We start from the raw sequence: 17713 nt of genomic DNA, 5'->3' as shown, positions 1-17713 counted from the left end.
CAGTTTGAAAGGATAAAATCTTCAAAACTAAGCTTATAAACTTCTCTCTTTAGAAAAATTCGAATGAATCCAATCTGAGATGAAACAATAGAGGCCATCTCAAGTTTATTTTGAGACAGCCTCATTTCTTTTTTTATCTGTAAAAGGCTATTTATCCACAGTCTGACATGTCTGTGCATGCCTCAATTATCATACACCGTAACGTCTCCCTGCCCCAATAAGGAATTGAAGAGAGAAAGCCATTTGCCTCCGATCAGATCTGCGTCATAATCCTTTGCTTTTTCCCGTACCTGCTGTTTCATCCGACATCGTCTCTCCTCATCGTGCATCAATGACAACAACTCTTTTGCAAACCGGTGTGTGCTTCCCATAGGCAGCAGTATCCCGTTATCTCCAGAACCTCCGATAATTTCTTCTACCCCTTTAGAAGCATTAAAAGCCATCGGGATAACTCCGTAGGACTGTGCCTCGGTCAAACAAAGCGGAAAGCCTTCAAATGCAGAAGTCAGGCAGATTATTGATGCCTGCCGATAAAATCTTCCCACATCAGAGACATAGCCGATGAAAGAAACGCGTTCAAGTTTCCATTGTTCAGCCAGGTTTTCCAGGTTCTTTTTTTCAGGACCGTCCCCTATGATAACCAGTTCCCAGTCGGGAGCCTTACGAAATATCTTTTGCCAAATTTTCAACAAGATATCTACACGTTTAAAATAATCAAGACGACCGGAATAAATGACCTGTTTTTTCTTATCATTGCACCATTCAGCGGGCACAGGCTTTTCCGCATTGGAAATTACATGAATATGATTATCCGCTCCCAATGACAATAAACGGGCCAGCTGCTGCTTGTATCCGCTGCATAATACGGTAAATGCGTCTACCAGATGGTACATCCTCTTATAATCGGCCAAGAAGCGTTTGTCATACAGATGCAGCCACATCACTTTGGGATAGATAATTCCTCGCCAAAGGATTGTTTTGATGAATGACTTTGAGCTCCATCTTTTTTTCTCATATAAATAAACGATCTTCTCATACAGAGGAAGTCCATGAAGCGCAAAAACGATCTTGCAGGAGGTATGCTCCCGGACCGCCTGACAGATATCCGGGTTCATGAAAGCAGGCAAGACAAACTGGGAAATCTGCTTTTCCCGGATTACCTCTATTATGAACTTCTGGGTAGCTTCTTCGCGCAACGACAAGTTATCAGGTACCTCTATCAGATGGAGATGCTGACAATCATTCACGTTTAGATGAGAAGCAATCAGATATACTTCATATCCTTTATTGCTGATATAATCAGCGATATCCTGCGTAACCCGCTCTGCACCTCCGGCAGGAAAGGTATCATGAAAAAATAATATACGGTGCTTCATCTATGAAATTTCAAAAATATATACTTCAGATTAAATTTACGTATCTTTTTTCTGTCTTGCTTAGACAGCTTCCGCATATCTAGTTTTTTCGTATATTCGAAAGCCTTTTTATAGCATTTTCGGGAAATGGCTTCAAAGAACAAATAACGAAAGGATTCGGTCTTAGCATCCTCATAAACCGGTTCCAGACTTTTATCATACAAATTGATAAAATAGTGCTTTATTTCCAATGCGCTTTTGTGAAAGGTTTCGGTCTTCAGCATATCGGAACTGTGGCTTTGGGATTCTCCCAAGACACGATAAACCGCCGTGGCCTCCTGCATAAACTGAATTTTCCGATGGTAGGAAATCCACAGCCACAACGGATAATCTCCCATTCTCCATCTTTTCTTTTCCGGCACTATTTCCTTGTAATATTGACGCATCAGGTCTGCTTGAAAACAAACGGTCAGCGTAGGGATACCGTTCGTCTTCAACAATTCGGGAAAGGTACAGGAGGAGAAACCAAATGTGTTTTCTTCCATCTCCTGCAGACGCTCCGAATACAACAAGGTACGTGTGTAAACCATGCCATACTCTGAATTATTTTCCAGGAAATCTACCTGCTTCTGCAATTTGTATACATCTACCCAATAATCATCTCCCTCACAAATCGCTATGTATCTTCCCTTTGCACGGGGCAACTGAAAGTGCTGCCATATAGAAATCCGCTGGGAATGCTGGTTCACAGTCTGAAATATCGGCTTGATCAAATCCGGGTATTTGTCAGCATACTGTTTAATAATTTCAGGTGTCTTATCGGTAGATGCGTCATCATGAACCAAAATCTCAAAACAGAAAGTGGTCTGTTGGGCAAGAATTCCATCCAAACACTGAGCAATAAACCTTTCCTGATTATATGCTTCACAAAAAACACTTACCAAAACATTATTTTCCATGCTATATTAATCACTGCTTTTTGCTATTTTACTGTCCCACTATCGTTTCCCGATAATGCTTGATAATGATTGATTCCTTATAGTCAACCGGGGGGAAAATCTCTTTCCCGTAAAAACAGTTTAAATGACTGTTTACAAGGTCGTATCCAATAGCTGCGGAATAAGCAATGCCGGCAGAGAATCTTGGATTGATGTCGATTAAATAAAATCTATCTTCATTTTCAATAAACTCCATATTGACACATCCATTAATATTTAACAGACCTCCAATTTTGCGGGTCAAGCCTTTCAGCACTTCGTTATTACTCATTTGAACGCTGATTCCTGCTCCATTCTTTGTTCTGATCAACTCCTTTCTCGGAATAACCACATCGTTACCGGATGCTGCATTCCGGACATAATCTACGGTATAGACCGGACCTGATATGCAATGCTGAATGATATATCCCTCTTTATTTCTTAATAAAGCCAAATCTTCAGGACCGGAAATATACATCAAGCCTTCACTGCTGCGTCCATTGCAAGGCTTCGCCACCAACGGGTATTCAGTAGCAGGAAACGGATCTATCGGATGATGACAGTCCCATAAATATGTCTGTATCGATGGGATATCGTCTTCATGCACGAACTTCAGATATAAATTATGTTTATTCCGGGCAATAGACAAGACTTCATCTGCCTGCATACACAGTACAACGTGGTTAGCAGCAAAATGCGTCCTGTATTTGGCTATCACATCAATCTCAATGTCGGTTAATGGCATTATGCAGTGAATCTGTTCCTTCGCACAAATATCCAATAAAGCATTGACGTATGCCTCCTCCTCCCGGGCCAAAGGAACCTGATAGACTCTTGCACACAGCAATGATTCATAGTGCCATTCCGATGGATATATATCACATCCGATCACGGAATGCCCCTGTGCTGTCAATTTATCTATCACACACTGTGCAGACATAGAACCTATTGCCGTTATTAAAATATTCATGCCTTCGTCTTATTTATTAATATTACACATTATTGAGTCTATCACGGCATCTACCTCCGTATCCGATAAATCTGCGTATATTGGCAAGCATATTACCGTATTGGAGAGCTTCACAGCCACTGGCAGATTGGTTTCGGCAGCACTTTCCAGTCCTCTATACGTAGAAAAAGTACTGATTAAAGGATAAAAGTATCTGCGTCCGTAAATATTCTTCTGTTTCATCTTCTCATAGAGCATATCTCTGGAGATTCCCAGTTTATGCTCGTCAACAAATATCGGGAAATAGGAATAGTTATGCTTTACTCCCGGCATGTCTTCGAAGAATGTAATTCCATCCACATTACGAAAAGCCTCCCGGTAACGGCAGGCAACCCGTTTCCTTTCTTGAATGGCCTGGTCTACCTGCTTTAAATTCAATAGTCCAAAAGCGGCACGTATCTCATCCATTTTACTGTTGATCCCCGGTGCCACGACCGTGGTCTCATCCGCAAACCCGAAATTCTTCAGATAGTCAATTCTGCGTTTTGTCTCCTTGTCATGAACCACCAGTGCTCCGCCCTCAACCGTATTATACACTTTCGTTGCATGGAAGCTAAGCGTAGACATGTCTCCCTCTTCCAGGATACTTTTACCATCCACTTCCACTCCGAATGCATGGGCAGCATCGTAAATCACCTTCAGACCGTATTTATCCGCAATCTCTTTAATCCTCTTTACATCACAAGGGTTTCCATATACATGAACGGGCATGATGGCAGTGGTCTTGGGAGTGATGGCAGCCTCAATTTTATCAGGATCCAGATTACCGGTAGAGGGATCGACATCCACGAACACCGGTTTGATGCCATTCCACCAAAGCGAGTGAGTAGTGGCCACAAAACTAAACGGTGTGGTAATCACTTCTCCCGTAATACGCAAGGCTTGTAAGGCAGTTATAAGCGGTAACGTTCCATTCGTAAAGAGACTAATATAAAGAACCTTCAAATATTCACACAACGCCCCTTCCAGCTGCCGGTGAAAACTTCCGTTATTAGTCAGTTGTTTGCTTTTCCATATCTCATCCAGCAACAAGTCCAATTCTTTTCTTGATGGTAAAAGAGGAGATGTTACATATATCGGTTTATCAATCATAACAATTACAGTCTACAAATTTTTTTAAAAGTCCTCAGACGGAGTGAACACTTCTTGAAGCCACTCCGGCAAACCTCTCTTAAACTATTCTCCGGCCTAAAGAACTTGATCTTCAACGTATAATAAATACTGTGCCGTGGGAAGATAATTTCTTTGATTTTTCCTTTATACAAATAACTTAATACCTCCAAAGGATTCACCTTCTTGACTAAAGAAGAATGGGTAGAACCGTCTTCAAAAACTCCTAATTTCTCAAATGTGGATAATTGAAGTGTGGATTCCATGTTGAAAAAAACTTTCAAATACAATCCTCCCCAGACTGACATTGCAAAATCACAATCCGCTAAGTGCAACGCATTCGTATAGCGGGCAACCTTTCTCACAGTCTGTATGGTCAGTCGCACCAGTTCTTCGTTTTGGGTAAAACGGCGTTCTTTGAATACCGGCTTTATACCTGTGTCGTCCCGAGCATATCCTTTGGTAGAAGCATAAGGTGATACACAATAATACTGCTCTATCAGAGGCATGATTGAAGGAGTATATAAATGGGTGCCATAATAGCTATCAAAACTGCCGTACCGTATGGATAAGACTTCCGGAGCAGTACCCAGATAAAAGCATTTTCCGCGATATCCGCCTTCCCGTTCCAAAATACGGTTTATCATCAGTCGTGTAGTTCCTATCCATCCTACATCCACAATGGCCCAGGGGTATTCGGAGAACAGTCCTTCCTGTCTAAAATAATCCACCACCAGGGCTCTCTCCTCAGCAGCCTTCGCTACAATCCGCTGCTTGAGTCCCGATGATTGGAGGTATTCGAAAAACAAATCTTCCTGTTCCTTTGTCTTTATACGCTTAAAAGTGATATGCTTCTTGAAATCCTCATCCAGGTCGCTCCTATCCACTCTCAAATCCAGAAGAAGATCACTCACTTTTATCCGGTTCACATACAAAGGACTTCCTCCTTTGCATTCATACAATTCTTCTTTACTTAAAGAATAGATGTTCGGCAAGAACAACGAATATCTCGAAACAAACAAATAGTGCAGCGTAATTTCCGGATAATTCTTCTGATATTCCTCTGCTATCTGCTGCAAGATATAACCGTCTCTCGACAGGAAGTACAAATGTCTGACTCCCTCCTCTCTTGCCTTACGGAACAAGTAAGAAACATAAGGGACATACATGGATGCTATCATATCTGCCGCATTATCCACATCGGCATTCCGTATACCGGAAGTAAGACGGGCCGCACGCTGTATGCCGGCAAGAATAGAAAAATCGGTACCTCCCGGAAAACTCATGGCCTGTTTCATGGCCTGTTTTTCCATCTCTGTATATCCGGTAGATATCAGATAAGCAGTTATTTTCTTCTTTAAGGCCGATTTATAGTCGCTGGACACGTTATCTCCCATATGCTCCCAATGCGTCAGGTGCTTGAAATGGGCACGTACGATATCATATAACCCTCCTTCCCTTTTGGTTGCCTTATATTCACACGAAACAAATACAATATCTTCCGGTAAAGCACATCCTTCGTCCTGCAGTTTCTTCTTCAACACCTGAGAAGGTAAGTACATATCCGAGATAAAACAGATAGTATAACCCTCTTCACGCTTTCTGGCAATTAAGTCCTTCACATAAGCTACCGGAATCAAATTGTCCATCTCCACCTCAATCTCTTTCTCAATCACGGACTCAATGTCCAGATCAGGAAAAGCCTGCCGGTCAAATACCGAATATATCTCCCGCAACGACAGATTCGTATGCTGAAACTGGATGACGGCTTTCCTTTCTGCCTCCATTCTCCAGAGAAAAAAAGCATTCTGCCGAATTTTATCAGAAGGATATAAACGTTGAGACAGTATATAAAAAATATTCTCAGGTGCACCGCAAAGACGCAACAGAGTCGTATCAAAGATATCAAATGAAGCCAGTTTCATATTACTTTTATCTGATTTTTATTATATACAGTCTCAAACCATATATTAAATAACAAATTACTACAAAGACTGCATGTCGTTCAATTTCTTATAATATCCATTTTTAGCCAGCAGTTCCTCGTGCGTTCCGCGCTCTACAATTTCTCCTTCGAGCATCACACATATCTCATCGGCATTTTTGATGGTCGACAGACGGTGGGCAATGGCAATGGTCGTTCTTGTCTTCATCAGACGCTCCAAGGCATCCTGTACCAGACGTTCTGATTCCGTATCCAGTGCAGAAGTCGCCTCATCCAGAATCAGGATAGGAGGATTCTTCAGTACCGCACGTGCAATACTCAGACGCTGACGCTGACCTCCCGAGAGTTTACCTCCGCGGTCACCGATGTTCGTATCATATCCGTCAGGAGTCTCCATGATGAAGTCGTGTGCATTGGCAATCTTAGCAGCAGCCACTACCTGTTCCATTGTAGCATTTTCCACTCCGAAAGCAATGTTGTTGAAGAAAGAATCATTGAACAGAATGGCTTCCTGATTCACATTTCCAATCAGGCTGCGCAGATCGTGTACCGTCACATCCTTTATGTTGATTCCGTCGATAGTAATCTCACCTGCCTGTACATCGTGGTAGCGCGGCAACAAATCGACCAAAGTCGATTTTCCCGAACCCGACTGACCCACCAGAGCCACTGTCTTTCCTTTCTGTACGGTCAGATTGATGTGCTTCAGTACCTCCCGACGTCCGTCATAGCTGAAAGAGATATCCTTGAATTCAATCTTATCCGACAGTTCTTTCAAAGGAACAGGATGTTCCGGTTCCTTGATGTTGTTTTCTGCCTTCAGAATCTTGTCTACACGTTCCATGGAAGCCAATCCCTTCGGAATGTTGTAACCAGCCTTTGAAAACTCCTTCAACGGATTAATCACACTGTACAGGATGACCATATAGAAGATAAAGGTAGAAGCGTCGATGGTAGAAGTATTACCCAAAATCAGTGAACCTCCGAACCAAAGTACGATGACAATCAGGATTGTACCCAGAAACTCACTCATCGGATGTGCCAATGCCTGACGGGTAGCCACTTTATTGGTCGCATCACGCAGTTCGTTGCTGCAGCGGACGAAACGGCCGATCATCTTTTCTTCGGCGAGGAATGCCTTGATGATACGCAGTCCACCCAATGTCTCATCAAGCTGAGACATCGTATCACTCCACTTGCCCTGTGCCTCCAGCGACTGGCGCTTCAACGCACGGCCCACACGGCCCATTACCCATCCCATAGAGGGAAGTACCAGGATAGTGAACAGAGTCAGCTGCCAGCTGGTGACAATCAGCGTGGCAAAATAAGAGACAATCAGGATCGGGTTTTTAATCAACATGTCCAGTGAACTGGTAATGGAGTTTTCAATTTCTCCCACATCCCCGCTCATACGGGCAATGATGTCTCCTTTCCGTTCTTCCGAGAAAAAGCCCAGAGGAAGATACATCACCTTTGAATACACCATAATACGGATGTCACGGACCACTCCTGTACGAAGCGGAATCATGATGGCAGAAGAACCGAAGTAACAAGCTGTTTTCAGCAACGTCATTCCCGCCAGGAAAACACCCAAAAGCAGCAATGCAGTCGAAGACCCGAAAGTCAGGATAAGCTGAGAAACATAATAATAGAAATTATTGACTGCCACTTCTTGCAGACTGGCGCTTCCCCATTCCATATACTCATACACCTTTGTACTGTCTCCTGTCTTAAACAGAATATTCAAAATAGGCACCAATAGAGTAAACGAAAACACATTAAACACCGCCGACAATACATTCAGTGCAACGGCTGTCAACGCGTATTTTTTATATGGCGACACAAAGCGCCGCATCATTCGCAGAAATTCTTTCATGCAGGTTGATATTATTGATTAATGATTGATTTTATAAAAATAAAACAAAAAATTTACTTGAACAAATATAAGGGGGCAGCTACCTCCAGATTATCCCGTTTATTCAGGATTCACCACCAGTTGGTTTCCGTTCATCCGCTCCATATATTGCTGGATAATGGCTTTCAGCTGATTTTCCATCGGCTGTTGCACATCGGTCTGTCCCAGCAGGTTGTGCTTCAACAAGACGTCTTCCTTGAAATTATACAGGGCAATCGACTGTCTTCCGTCAAACTGCAGCAGGTAGTCTCCCTTGAAGAACTGATAAATACCGTCCAGGTAATTCACCGCATAAGTTTCCTCTGGAGGAGTGTTCAGCAGGTCGCATCCGAAAGCCACATACGGCCGGTCGTATCCCAGGTAGCCCAATACCGTCGGCATAATATCAATCTGCTGTGAGATACCGGGGCGCTTGCCCTGCAGACTTCCGTCGGGCGTGTAGAAGATAATCGGTATCGAGAAGATTCCGGCTTCCGTCTGATACTCCGCATGTTCATTCTGATTGGTATGATCGGCAGTCAGCACAAACAGCGTATTCTTGAACCACGGTTCCTTGGAGGCAGTCTCAAAAAAGCGCTGCAAGGCATGGTCGGAATAACGGATGCATTTATGAATCGGAAGAGAACTCTCCGGATATACCGACCGGTAGCGTTCCGGGATATTAAACGGATGGTGAGAAGAGGCCGTGAAGATTCCCGTAGAAAAAGGCTCCTTGAACTCAGACATCTTTTCGGCATAGAACTGCAGAAACTCTTCATCCCAGATGGCCCAGTTGCCATCGAAGAACTCATCATTGCCAAACTCGGTCCGACCGAAATAATCCTGGTATCCGGCAGCCCGGGAGAAAGCCTGAAAGCCCATCGAGCCATTGGCAGCTCCATGGAAGAAAGCCGTATAATACCCCTTCTTGCGCAGTTCTCCGGCCACACTCGTCAGACTGTTCAACGAGGCAGGGGTCAGGAAAAAGGCTTCCACAAACATCGGAATGCTCGACAGCGAAGAAGGCATACCGTCGATGCTGGCCCGCCCGTTGGCAAAAGAATATTCAAAATACATACTCTTCTGAATCAAAGAATCCAGGAAAGGAGTATATCCCTTGTATTTCCCGCCTTCCAATGTCGGGTTCAGTGCCCCGATATATTCTTTTCCAAAACTTTCCAATATCATTACCACCACATTTTTAGGCTTGAAAACCGTGGAATCGGAAGGCACACAAACCGGGTTGAAGGCTTTCAGCATCTCCTCGCGGTCAGTGTAATACTCAGGTACCACGAAAGGCTTCTTGCCAATGGTACGGAACATGGAGAACGGAGTATTCAGTACAATTCCGGTCTCAATCGGTCTGTCTACATACTGGTTGGCATTACTGATGGTAATCGGACGAGTCTGACGGGTCATTCCCCCTCTCATACCGAAGACGATGAACGGCGCACAGGCCAACAGGAACAGGGTATTCGATACGTAATAGGCGGGCAAGGACTTGCGCACCTCGGTAGCCGGCAACTGATACAGACGGTACAGCAGAAAAGCGATGACTGCCGTCAGCAATACCAGGTACCAGTGATTCACAAACTCAATGCCGATAATGCGTCCCAGGTTGTCCTCGTTGGCAAACTGGCTGAATACCGAGCAGGTAGTTCTCCGGTTGGTAAACTGAAAATAGACCGTATCCATCAGATTGGCTACCACACAGAGCGTATTCACGATGACATACAGCCATCTTACGAACTTGTGATAAGCCGGTACTTCTTTCCAATGCAGCGGAAACAAAAACAAGAGTATGAAAAGCGCGTTTGCATACATGATGGCAGAGGTATCAAAATACAGTCCTCCCCCACACAGTTCCAGAAAATGGGAAAAAGTAAGGTCCTTGAAAAACGCCGCGTTTTCCCACAAAAAGACCAGACGGCAAAGCATGAACACCACATATACCCAAAAGATATTGATAAACAATGCCTTCAGGGTCTTCCACTGACTCATCCAATTATTATTCATATCTTCTACTAATTTCAGTATAATCTTTTGTTATCATCTCATAGCACAACTTCAGCCAGATCAGCACGCAAGGAAGGGCTTTCAGGGCATAAGGTTGTACGAATGTCTTGCGCAGGTATTCCGGGAACAGGTCGGAAGGTGACATACTGGTCAGAATAAAGGCAAACACCATCAGTGCAATGTCCCATTTGTTGCGCTTCCACGGGGCGGTCACATACCAGATAGCGACTCCCATGAAGGCAATGATATAGGTACTCGACTCGCTTCCTGTGCTGAACAGCACCACAAACAGCAGGACCGAAGCCAGCAGGGCATAGCGGAAAGCCAGGTTCCGGTATTGCTTGAAACGCAGATAAGGAACCCCAAACAGGGCCAGTCCCGGTACTATCAGCCACAAGTCCGAATAAGTGGCACATCCCGAAAGTTTGCGCACCAGTCCCAGCAGAGACACATTCTGTGCCCAGGAGAACATGTTCAGTCCGTTCTTTTCCACCAGACTCTCGTACCATCCTCCATACTGTATCAGGATATATTCAGGAGAACTGATCAGCATGGGAGCCACAAAGCAGACCACTGCCCAGCCCACCAGCGACACCGAAAATTTCAGCTTGTGCCGTGAGAAAAAGAAAAAAGCCAGTCCCACAATGCCGTAGAGCTTTACAAACGTACCGATCACAATCAGCAGGGCAGCCCACACATCCTTTTCTTTCTCAATCAGATAGAACGTACCGATGATGATTGCGGCGATTGCCACATTAAACTGCGACATGAACAGGGCCGTCAGCAGTTCGTGCGCACAGAACCAGTATATGAAAATACGTTTCCTGTCGGGCATGGGCAGATACCGCACCGACCAGTACAGACAAAGCGAAAGCGCCACCAGCCAGCACAACAGTCCGATCCATTCCGGCAGAATGGCGAACGGAGCTATCACCAGACTGAAGAACGGTCCGTAATGATTCGTATCGAAATACTCTTCGGGATAGCCCGTATACAGAGGAAACTGTTTCCAGGTATGATGGAAGACCCCTCTGAATATCAAGAAATTATTATGCTTGTAAATCTTCAGCAACGCAGAAATGACCGGCAGCAAGATCCACAGTCCGTACAGCGTACGATAGTCACTGAAAAACGGCTTGGAGAAAAATCTCCTCATTTGTTCCATCCAATTCATGTCTCTATTCTTCGTTTTCACTACTTTTCTTATACTTAAATACCCAGCGAAGCAATATAAAATTGGCCGGGACCGCTACCGCCAGTACCAGCAGAGGAGCCAGCAGACGGGGAACTCCCATCCACAGGAACACATTGAACAACACCATGTGAAGCAAGTAATTGATCAGATGGCTGAACCCGAAGCCGGTAGCCTTCAGTACCGTAGGCTTGCTCCGGAAAGTAAAATAAGAAGTCATGAAGAAATTGCAGGCCAGACTGATCAGATACCCCGCCGTATAGGCGATGTTCAATGCAAGATAAGCCTGCAGCCAATAATATATCCCATAGTGAATCCCGGCCGCTACTGTCCCTACCAGACAAAAACAGATGAATTCACGTACCTTCTTTTGACGCAAGAGTGCAGAATAATCCATAAATAAAACTTGTTATTTTTTCTCCTCTTTCTCCCAGAGCAAAGTCTCAATATTATACAGCGGACGGTGCTTTACTTCAATGTAGATTTTTCCGATATACTCTCCAATCACTCCGATGGAAAGCAGCAGCAACCCTCCGATAAACCAGATGGAAAGCATGATGGAAGGCCATCCCGGCACTGCCCAATGCTCTAAATAAGAACACAATACGTAGATGAACATACAGACGCTCACCATCAGGCACAGCAGTCCCGCACTGACAATCAGCGAAATCGGCTTGGTCGAGAACGAAGTTATCCCGTCAATGGCCAGTGTCAGCATCTTGTTCAGGGTATATTTGGAATATCCGGCAGTCCGCTGGCTGATTACATCCTTCACCGTAGTCGAAGGATATCCGATCATCGGAATCAGTCCGCGCAGATACAGATTCCGCTCTCCGTAGTGCGCCAGCTGCTCCAGGGCCCTCCGGCTCATCAGACGGAAGTCCGCATGGTTGTATACCGCATTTACCCCCATCATCTTCTGCAGCTTGTAAAAAGCCAGTGCCGTATTTTTCTTCAGGAATGAATCTCCCTCCCGGGATACCTTCACTCCATACACGATGTCATATCCTTCCCGATAGCGGTCGACCATCTCCTCGATGGCATTCAAGTCATCCTGCAGGTCGACATCAATCGTAATCACCGCATCGCAATACGCTTTGACTGTCATCATGCCCGCCATGATCGCACTCTGATGCCCCACATTCTTCCCGAGGTTGATTCCCCGGAAATAAGGATTCTCCCGGAAAAGTTGCACAATCAGTTCCCAGGTATTATCCCGGCTGCCGTCGTTCACCAGCATCACAAAACTGTCTGCGGCCACCTTTCCCTTGGCCACCAGTCCGTCCAGCAGTGCCGTCAGGCGCCCGGCCGAAGCAAGCAGGACCTCATGTTCGTTATAGCAAGGACATACAATTCCCAGTCTCATAATCCAGTCTGTTGTTTTTGTTCCACAAACTCCGAGAAAGTAGCAAACGGTACCTTTCTCTCCTTAAAGTATCTGATAAACGCATCCAGTCGTTCCACCATCTCCAGTCCCGAATGATTGCGTATGATAAACGGCATCTTCAGTTCAGGATGTTCCTTCAGTTCATAAAACTCCCAAGGGTGAAAGTAAGTAACCATATAACCGTCATGGGCATGCGTACGTCGGCACATCCAGCGGTACAACGCCCCCGGAAGGTTGTGATACGACAGCCAGAACAGCGGGAAACGCAGCCAGGGAGTCACCGAAGCCGGAATCTGCAGCACATCCTCCTTCATGAAGCAGGTACGTGGCGTAGAAAGATGCATGTATCTTCCCGGGATAAACGTAGGATTCAGCGACGAGTTATATACATAGCCAGCCTTTCGGATTTCCTTTTCAGGCACAGGCATCATCCGGGCCTGACGATATCCCTTCACTTCCTTTCCAATCAGCTGTTCGAGTACTTCCTTCGATTTTTTCAAATCCGATACCTCAAAAGTCCAATGATGATAGCCATGCGAAGCCACCTCATGTCCTTCTGCCACAATACGTTGCATCACCTCCTGAGAATGAAGTGCAAAATTGGCAGTACAAAAGAAAGTAGCCTTCACCTGATTCTTTTTCAAGCAGTCCAATATACGGTTGGTTCCCACCGTAGAAATCCGCACCTGTTCCTCCAGAGGAATATCCACCTGATGTTCGCGCGGCACATCAAATTCTTCTGTATCAAAACTCAATAGTATCATACATAAAATCTTAAACGATACAAAAGTAGCAATAAAAAAGCAAGTCGATGGCTTTGTTTATATATTTTTTCATACATTTGCCTAAAATATAAATCATTCAAAGTACACTGTCTCAGTCTCTACCTGAAGCAGAGATTTCTTAATCGAGCAAAATGAAAATAGGATTTGACGCCAAACGTGCCGCCCAGAACAAGACCGGTCTCGGAAACTACAGCCGGTTTGTCATTCAGTCACTCAGCGACCTTGCCCCGCAAAATGAATATGAGCTTTATGCGCCATCCCCCCGAAAAAGCCAGCTGCTGGAAACCCTGCACGGAAAATTCTCCGTACATTTTCCCCAAGGCGGTTTCTGGACCCGGTTCCGCTCGCTCTGGCGGGTATGGGGAATCACCCGCGACATTGCCCAGGCAGACATCGATATTTTCCACGGACTGAGCAACGAACTGCCTCTGAACATCCGGAAAGCCCGTCATACGAAAAGCATCGTGACGGTTCACGACCTGATTTTCCTGCGCCATCCGGAATGCTATCCGGTAATCGACCGGATGATTTACAACTACAAGTTCCGGAGAGCCTGCCGGCAGGCCGACCGCATTATTGCTGTCAGCGAGTGTACCAAACGCGACATCGTATCGCTCTACCATATCGCTCCCGAAAAGATTGACGTGGTGTATCAGGGCTGTGACCCTGCCTTCAAGCAGGCCGTTCCGGAGGAGAAGAAAGAAGAAGTGAAAAAACGCTATCAGTTGCCGGAAAAATACATCCTCTATGTAGGAAGCATCGAAAGCCGGAAAAACCTGATGCTGCTGGCCCGGGCCTTGTGCCACCTGGACGCTTCGTACCAGGTCATTGCCGTAGGCAAGCACACTTCCTATGCCGACAAGGTCACCCGTTTCCTGGCCCACGAAGGCCTCCAGTCGCGCATGCGTCTGATTCACGGAGTACCCTTCAGCGACCTTCCGGCACTCTACCAGTGTGCTACGACCTTTGTCTACCCTTCCTTCTACGAAGGCTTCGGCATCCCGTTGCTGGAAGCCCTGAACAGCGGAGTTCCGGCCATCGGAGCCCACGGTTCCTGCCTGGAGGAAGCCGGAGGTCCTTCTTCCCTGTATGTAGCCCCTACCGATGAGAAAGGACTGGCGGAAGTCATACGGCGGACCTATACCGATGCCTCGCTGCGCGAACGGATGATTGAAGAAGGCAAAAAGTACGCCGCACAGTTCGAACCCGAACCGCTGACCCGGCAATTATTAGCTATCTATCAGAAACTATCAGAATAAGAATCTGTCATGCAAATATCTGTTGTAATCAATACATACAATGCCTCCAAGCATCTGAAAGAAGTGCTGGAAGCCGTGAAAGAATTTGACGAAGTACTGGTCTGTGACATGGAAAGTACCGACGACACCTGCCGGATAGCCGCCGGTTTCGGCTGCCGCATCATCACTTTCCCCAAAGGACTGCATCAGATTGTGGAGCCGGCACGCGACTTTGCCATCAAGCAGGCACGGTGTCCCTGGGTACTGGTAGTCGATGCAGATGAGATTGTGACACCCGAACTCAAGAACTATTTGTACAGCCGCATCCAGGAAAGCAACTGCCCGGACGGACTCTACATTCCCCGGAAGAACTATTTCATGGGACAGTTCATGCACTGCCACTACCCCGACTATATTCTCCGGTTTTTCCGCAGGGAAAAGACTTCCTGGCCTCCCATCATACACATCTCACCGGAGGTCGACGGACGGGTGGAAAAGATTCCGGAAAACCGCAAGGAACTGGCTTTCATCCATCTGGCCAACGACAGTGTGGCAGACATTCTGAGAAAGACCAACCAATATACCGAGTACGAACTGGAAAAGAAAAAGCACAAGAAATACGGTACCATGGCTTTCTTCTACCGTCCGGCCTTCCGTTTTCTGAAGGCCTATCTCTTCAAGGGGGGATTCCGCGACGGAAAAGCCGGATTTATCAAGGCTTGCCTGGAAGGGTATTACCAGTTCATCATGCTTGCCAAAATGACGGAAAGAAAGAAAAATTCCTAAGTCGCGAAGCTACCGGCTCCCCGGAACCGTCGTTGAATCATCATCTTATAAAAACGGAAGAGGGTGGATTGTCTTACGAGATAACAGACAATCCACCCTCTTTCCGTTGGCCGTTGCCGGCCGGTTATTTGCTCAGACGGTCTACAAAAGCCTTGAGTTTTTCCAGATAAGCCATTCCGTATTTCAGGTCGGGTTCCATGTAATTTCCTTCTGCCCATTCGTTCCACGACTTGATAAAGACCAGGTTGTGCTCCGGACGCTTGCCTTCCACTACCTGTGCCACATCCTGCAAATGACGTTCAAAACGTTCGGGAGTAGCCCCGTGGAACACCAGTCCCTGTCTTCCGGTACGCGGAGTATGGTCCCAGTTCGGAATAATGGTCGGATACCGGTCTTCTTTCCGCTCTTCCTTGCCGATAAAATACTTCATCACTTCCCGGTAAGGCTCGATCATCGGCGAGCGGAACAGCAGTTTACGCAGTTTCCGGCACAGATATGTCACCTGATTGCGGTGTTTCTTATAATTATACATTCCCACGATGTTCACCGCGTCAAATCCCAGGGCGCTGACCGTATCCGCCTTCTCCGGTCCGTAAATCTGACCCACAAAGTGGATACCTTTCAGTCCGTTTTCCCGGGCCAGCTTCTGCCACAACTGGATAAAATGTGCGGCATCCGGCAACTGGAAGGGCTGATACACCATAAACAGCGGTTTTCCGTCCACCTTCACATAACGCTCGTCCTTGAATGCCCTCAGTACATGATAGAAATGGGCAATATGATCCTCCTCGGAAGGATAAGTCTGTTCAATCAGAATTTCCCGCCGCTTCAGACCATGATGGAATCCCCTCCACGACTCGTTGGCCCAGGCCAGACAGAAAGGAAAATCAGGCTCCCCCGACTGCAGCACCTCCTCAAACGGGCGCTCCAGCAACTGCTTGCCGTTGCCAAACCAGTAATGCCAATAGCAGAATCCCTCTACGCCATACTCCCTGGCCATATCGGCCTGTGCCTTCCTTACTTCCGGCACACGCAAGTCATAATATCCCAGGTCGGCAGGAACACGCGGCTGATAATGTCCCCGATACAGCGGTCTGGCCTTTCCGACATTCATCCATTCGGTAAATCCCTTTCTCCACCATACATCGTTCTCCGGTATCGGATGAAACTGCGGCAAATACAAAGCCAGTACACGTACGTTTTTCTTATCCATTATTCTTCAAATACTTGTCAATTCCATTATTACACCATTTCAACTTACCGCTCTTGACTTCTTCCAGGGCCTTGAAGTGGGCCTGTTCGTTATGGCGGGAAGATTCCTTATGCCACAGATGGTACACAATACCTCCCATTTTCAGGGCTTTTTTCTCTACTCCGGCAAAGTGGAGACGATACACCAGTTCCCCGTCTTCGTGTCCCCATTCCAGCAAGTTCTCATTGTATCCGTTTACCTTGATAAAGTCACTGCGCCAGCAGGCAAAGTTGCAGCCGCGCATGTGGTCAATCTTACGGGCATAACGCTTCGAGAGAAAACGGCGAAGCACCGCCGAGCGGATACCGTTGAGTACAAACGAGAGCTTCAGTTGCGAGAGCTTCAGTCTCAGGTTTGTGTCAGTCAAGAGTTTATTCGTTACAATCGGGCCGATCTTGGTCCGGCTTCCACAGACATAATATCCCTCTTCCATCATCTCCACATGGTCTTTGATAAAATGTCTTTCCAGAATCACATCACCGTCAATCTGTATCAGATAGTCTCCGTGTGCCTGAGCCACTGCCTTGTTCATGATAATGGTCTTTCTGAAGCCATGGTCCTCCTGCCACACATGAATGACCGGAACCGAAATCTGTTCCCTGAACTGATCGATGACCTCCTTCGTATCCTCACGTGAACCGTCATCGGCAATCACGATTTCATCGGGAAGGCGTGTCTGAACCAGGATACTCTGCAAACATAACTGCAACGCCTCTTTCCAGTTATAAGTAGAAATCAATAACGTAATAGTCGCTTTCATACAGTAA

At 46.2% G+C, this 17713-nt stretch carries 15 protein-coding genes; 2 read left to right on the top strand and 13 right to left on the bottom strand.

Features of this window, described 5'->3' with window-relative positions:
- Positions 1-182: 182 nt before the first annotated feature.
- The 11 genes from H3001_RS09185 to H3001_RS09135 all read right to left on the bottom strand — a co-directional run bounded on the left by H3001_RS09185 (position 183) and on the right by H3001_RS09135 (position 13649).
- Positions 183-1376 (bottom strand): glycosyltransferase, encoded by a 1194-nt coding sequence (locus H3001_RS09185; protein ID WP_181214747.1) that lies wholly within the window; start codon positions 1374-1376, stop codon positions 183-185.
- Entirely contained in the window at positions 1373-2314 is a 942-nt protein-coding gene (locus H3001_RS09180) for a glycosyltransferase (protein ID WP_178243293.1), read from the bottom strand. The genes H3001_RS09185 and H3001_RS09180 overlap by 4 nt, the downstream gene beginning before the upstream one ends.
- Positions 2315-2342: 28 nt before the next feature.
- A complete protein-coding gene (locus H3001_RS09175; RefSeq protein ID WP_178243294.1) occupies positions 2343-3302 on the bottom strand; it encodes an ATP-grasp domain-containing protein in 960 nt (319 codons plus the stop codon).
- A 9-nt stretch (positions 3303-3311) separates the two neighbouring features.
- Complete coding sequence (locus H3001_RS09170) at positions 3312-4433, bottom strand: DegT/DnrJ/EryC1/StrS family aminotransferase (RefSeq protein WP_181214746.1); 1122 nt, start codon at positions 4431-4433, stop codon at positions 3312-3314.
- 5 nt (positions 4434-4438) lie between these two features.
- The gene (locus tag H3001_RS09165) at positions 4439-6238 is read right to left on the bottom strand and encodes a hypothetical protein (RefSeq protein WP_181214745.1); all 1800 of its coding nucleotides are present in this window, start codon (positions 6236-6238) and stop codon (positions 4439-4441) included.
- 198 nt (positions 6239-6436) lie between these two features.
- The gene (locus H3001_RS09160; RefSeq protein WP_178243297.1) at positions 6437-8272 is read right to left on the bottom strand and encodes an ABC transporter ATP-binding protein; all 1836 of its coding nucleotides are present in this window, start codon (positions 8270-8272) and stop codon (positions 6437-6439) included.
- Positions 8273-8371: 99 nt separating this feature from the next.
- Positions 8372-10306: an LTA synthase family protein gene (locus H3001_RS09155; RefSeq protein WP_246368538.1), complete on the bottom strand. Its 1935-nt coding sequence runs from the start codon at positions 10304-10306 to the stop codon at positions 8372-8374.
- A complete protein-coding gene (locus tag H3001_RS09150; RefSeq protein WP_181214744.1) occupies positions 10299-11480 on the bottom strand; it encodes a glycosyltransferase family 87 protein in 1182 nt (393 codons plus the stop codon). The genes H3001_RS09155 and H3001_RS09150 overlap by 8 nt, the downstream gene beginning before the upstream one ends.
- A gap of 4 nt (positions 11481-11484) precedes the next feature.
- Positions 11485-11895, bottom strand: a complete 411-nt coding sequence (locus H3001_RS09145) for a GtrA family protein (RefSeq protein ID WP_181214743.1) — start codon at positions 11893-11895, stop codon at positions 11485-11487.
- Between the two features lie 12 nt (positions 11896-11907).
- Positions 11908-12867 carry a glycosyltransferase family 2 protein gene (locus H3001_RS09140; protein WP_181214750.1) on the bottom strand — a complete coding sequence of 320 codons (960 nt, stop codon included), beginning with the start codon at positions 12865-12867 and terminating at the stop codon, positions 11908-11910.
- The gene (locus H3001_RS09135; protein ID WP_178243301.1) at positions 12861-13649 is read right to left on the bottom strand and encodes a polysaccharide deacetylase family protein; all 789 of its coding nucleotides are present in this window, start codon (positions 13647-13649) and stop codon (positions 12861-12863) included. The genes H3001_RS09140 and H3001_RS09135 overlap by 7 nt, the downstream gene beginning before the upstream one ends.
- A 152-nt stretch (positions 13650-13801) precedes the next feature.
- Here H3001_RS09135 and H3001_RS09130 point away from each other — a divergent pair, with 152 nt between their 5' ends.
- Both H3001_RS09130 and H3001_RS09125 read left to right on the top strand, forming a co-directional pair.
- Positions 13802-14929: a glycosyltransferase family 4 protein gene (locus tag H3001_RS09130; RefSeq protein WP_181214742.1), complete on the top strand. Its 1128-nt coding sequence runs from the start codon at positions 13802-13804 to the stop codon at positions 14927-14929.
- Between the two features lie 9 nt (positions 14930-14938).
- Positions 14939-15694, top strand: coding sequence for a glycosyltransferase family 2 protein (locus H3001_RS09125; protein WP_181214741.1), 756 nt, complete (start codon positions 14939-14941; stop codon positions 15692-15694).
- Positions 15695-15818: 124 nt separating this feature from the next.
- Here the strand turns inward: H3001_RS09125 and H3001_RS09120 are convergent, their stop codons facing one another.
- On the bottom strand, positions 15819-16907 hold the full coding sequence (locus H3001_RS09120; protein ID WP_181214740.1) for a glycoside hydrolase family 99-like domain-containing protein: 1089 nt from the start codon (positions 16905-16907) through the stop codon (positions 15819-15821).
- A complete protein-coding gene (locus tag H3001_RS09115; protein WP_178243305.1) occupies positions 16900-17706 on the bottom strand; it encodes a glycosyltransferase family 2 protein in 807 nt (268 codons plus the stop codon). The genes H3001_RS09120 and H3001_RS09115 overlap by 8 nt, the downstream gene beginning before the upstream one ends.
- Between the last annotated feature and the right edge of the window lie 7 nt (positions 17707-17713).

It is taken from the genome of Phocaeicola faecicola (assembly GCF_013618865.1).
Taxonomy (GTDB): domain Bacteria; phylum Bacteroidota; class Bacteroidia; order Bacteroidales; family Bacteroidaceae; genus Phocaeicola; species Phocaeicola faecicola.
The sequence above is the reverse complement of the archived record's forward strand: the minus strand, read 5'-3'. Positions and strand labels throughout refer to the sequence as shown.

Excerpts from the sequence above, each read along its gene's own strand:
- H3001_RS09185 (WP_181214747.1), bottom strand. The coding sequence starts at position 1,376 with ATGAAGCACCGTATATTATTTTTTCATGATACCTTTCCTGCCGGAGGT.
- H3001_RS09180 (WP_178243293.1), bottom strand. The coding sequence starts at position 2,314 with ATGGAAAATAATGTTTTGGTAAGTGTTTTTTGTGAAGCATATAATCAG.
- H3001_RS09175 (WP_178243294.1), bottom strand. The coding sequence starts at position 3,302 with ATGAATATTTTAATAACGGCAATAGGTTCTATGTCTGCACAGTGTGTG.
- H3001_RS09170 (WP_181214746.1), bottom strand. The coding sequence starts at position 4,433 with ATGATTGATAAACCGATATATGTAACATCTCCTCTTTTACCATCAAGA.
- H3001_RS09165 (WP_181214745.1), bottom strand. The coding sequence starts at position 6,238 with ATGGAGGCAGAAAGGAAAGCCGTCATCCAGTTTCAGCATACGAATCTG.
- H3001_RS09160 (WP_178243297.1), bottom strand. The coding sequence starts at position 8,272 with ATGAAAGAATTTCTGCGAATGATGCGGCGCTTTGTGTCGCCATATAAA.
- H3001_RS09155 (WP_246368538.1), bottom strand. The coding sequence starts at position 10,306 with ATGAATAATAATTGGATGAGTCAGTGGAAGACCCTGAAGGCATTGTTT.
- H3001_RS09150 (WP_181214744.1), bottom strand. The coding sequence starts at position 11,480 with ATGAATTGGATGGAACAAATGAGGAGATTTTTCTCCAAGCCGTTTTTC.
- H3001_RS09145 (WP_181214743.1), bottom strand. The coding sequence starts at position 11,895 with ATGGATTATTCTGCACTCTTGCGTCAAAAGAAGGTACGTGAATTCATC.
- H3001_RS09135 (WP_178243301.1), bottom strand. The coding sequence starts at position 13,649 with ATGATACTATTGAGTTTTGATACAGAAGAATTTGATGTGCCGCGCGAA.
- H3001_RS09130 (WP_181214742.1), top strand. The coding sequence starts at position 13,802 with ATGAAAATAGGATTTGACGCCAAACGTGCCGCCCAGAACAAGACCGGT.
- H3001_RS09125 (WP_181214741.1), top strand. The coding sequence starts at position 14,939 with ATGCAAATATCTGTTGTAATCAATACATACAATGCCTCCAAGCATCTG.
- H3001_RS09120 (WP_181214740.1), bottom strand. The coding sequence starts at position 16,907 with ATGGATAAGAAAAACGTACGTGTACTGGCTTTGTATTTGCCGCAGTTT.
- H3001_RS09115 (WP_178243305.1), bottom strand. The coding sequence starts at position 17,706 with ATGAAAGCGACTATTACGTTATTGATTTCTACTTATAACTGGAAAGAG.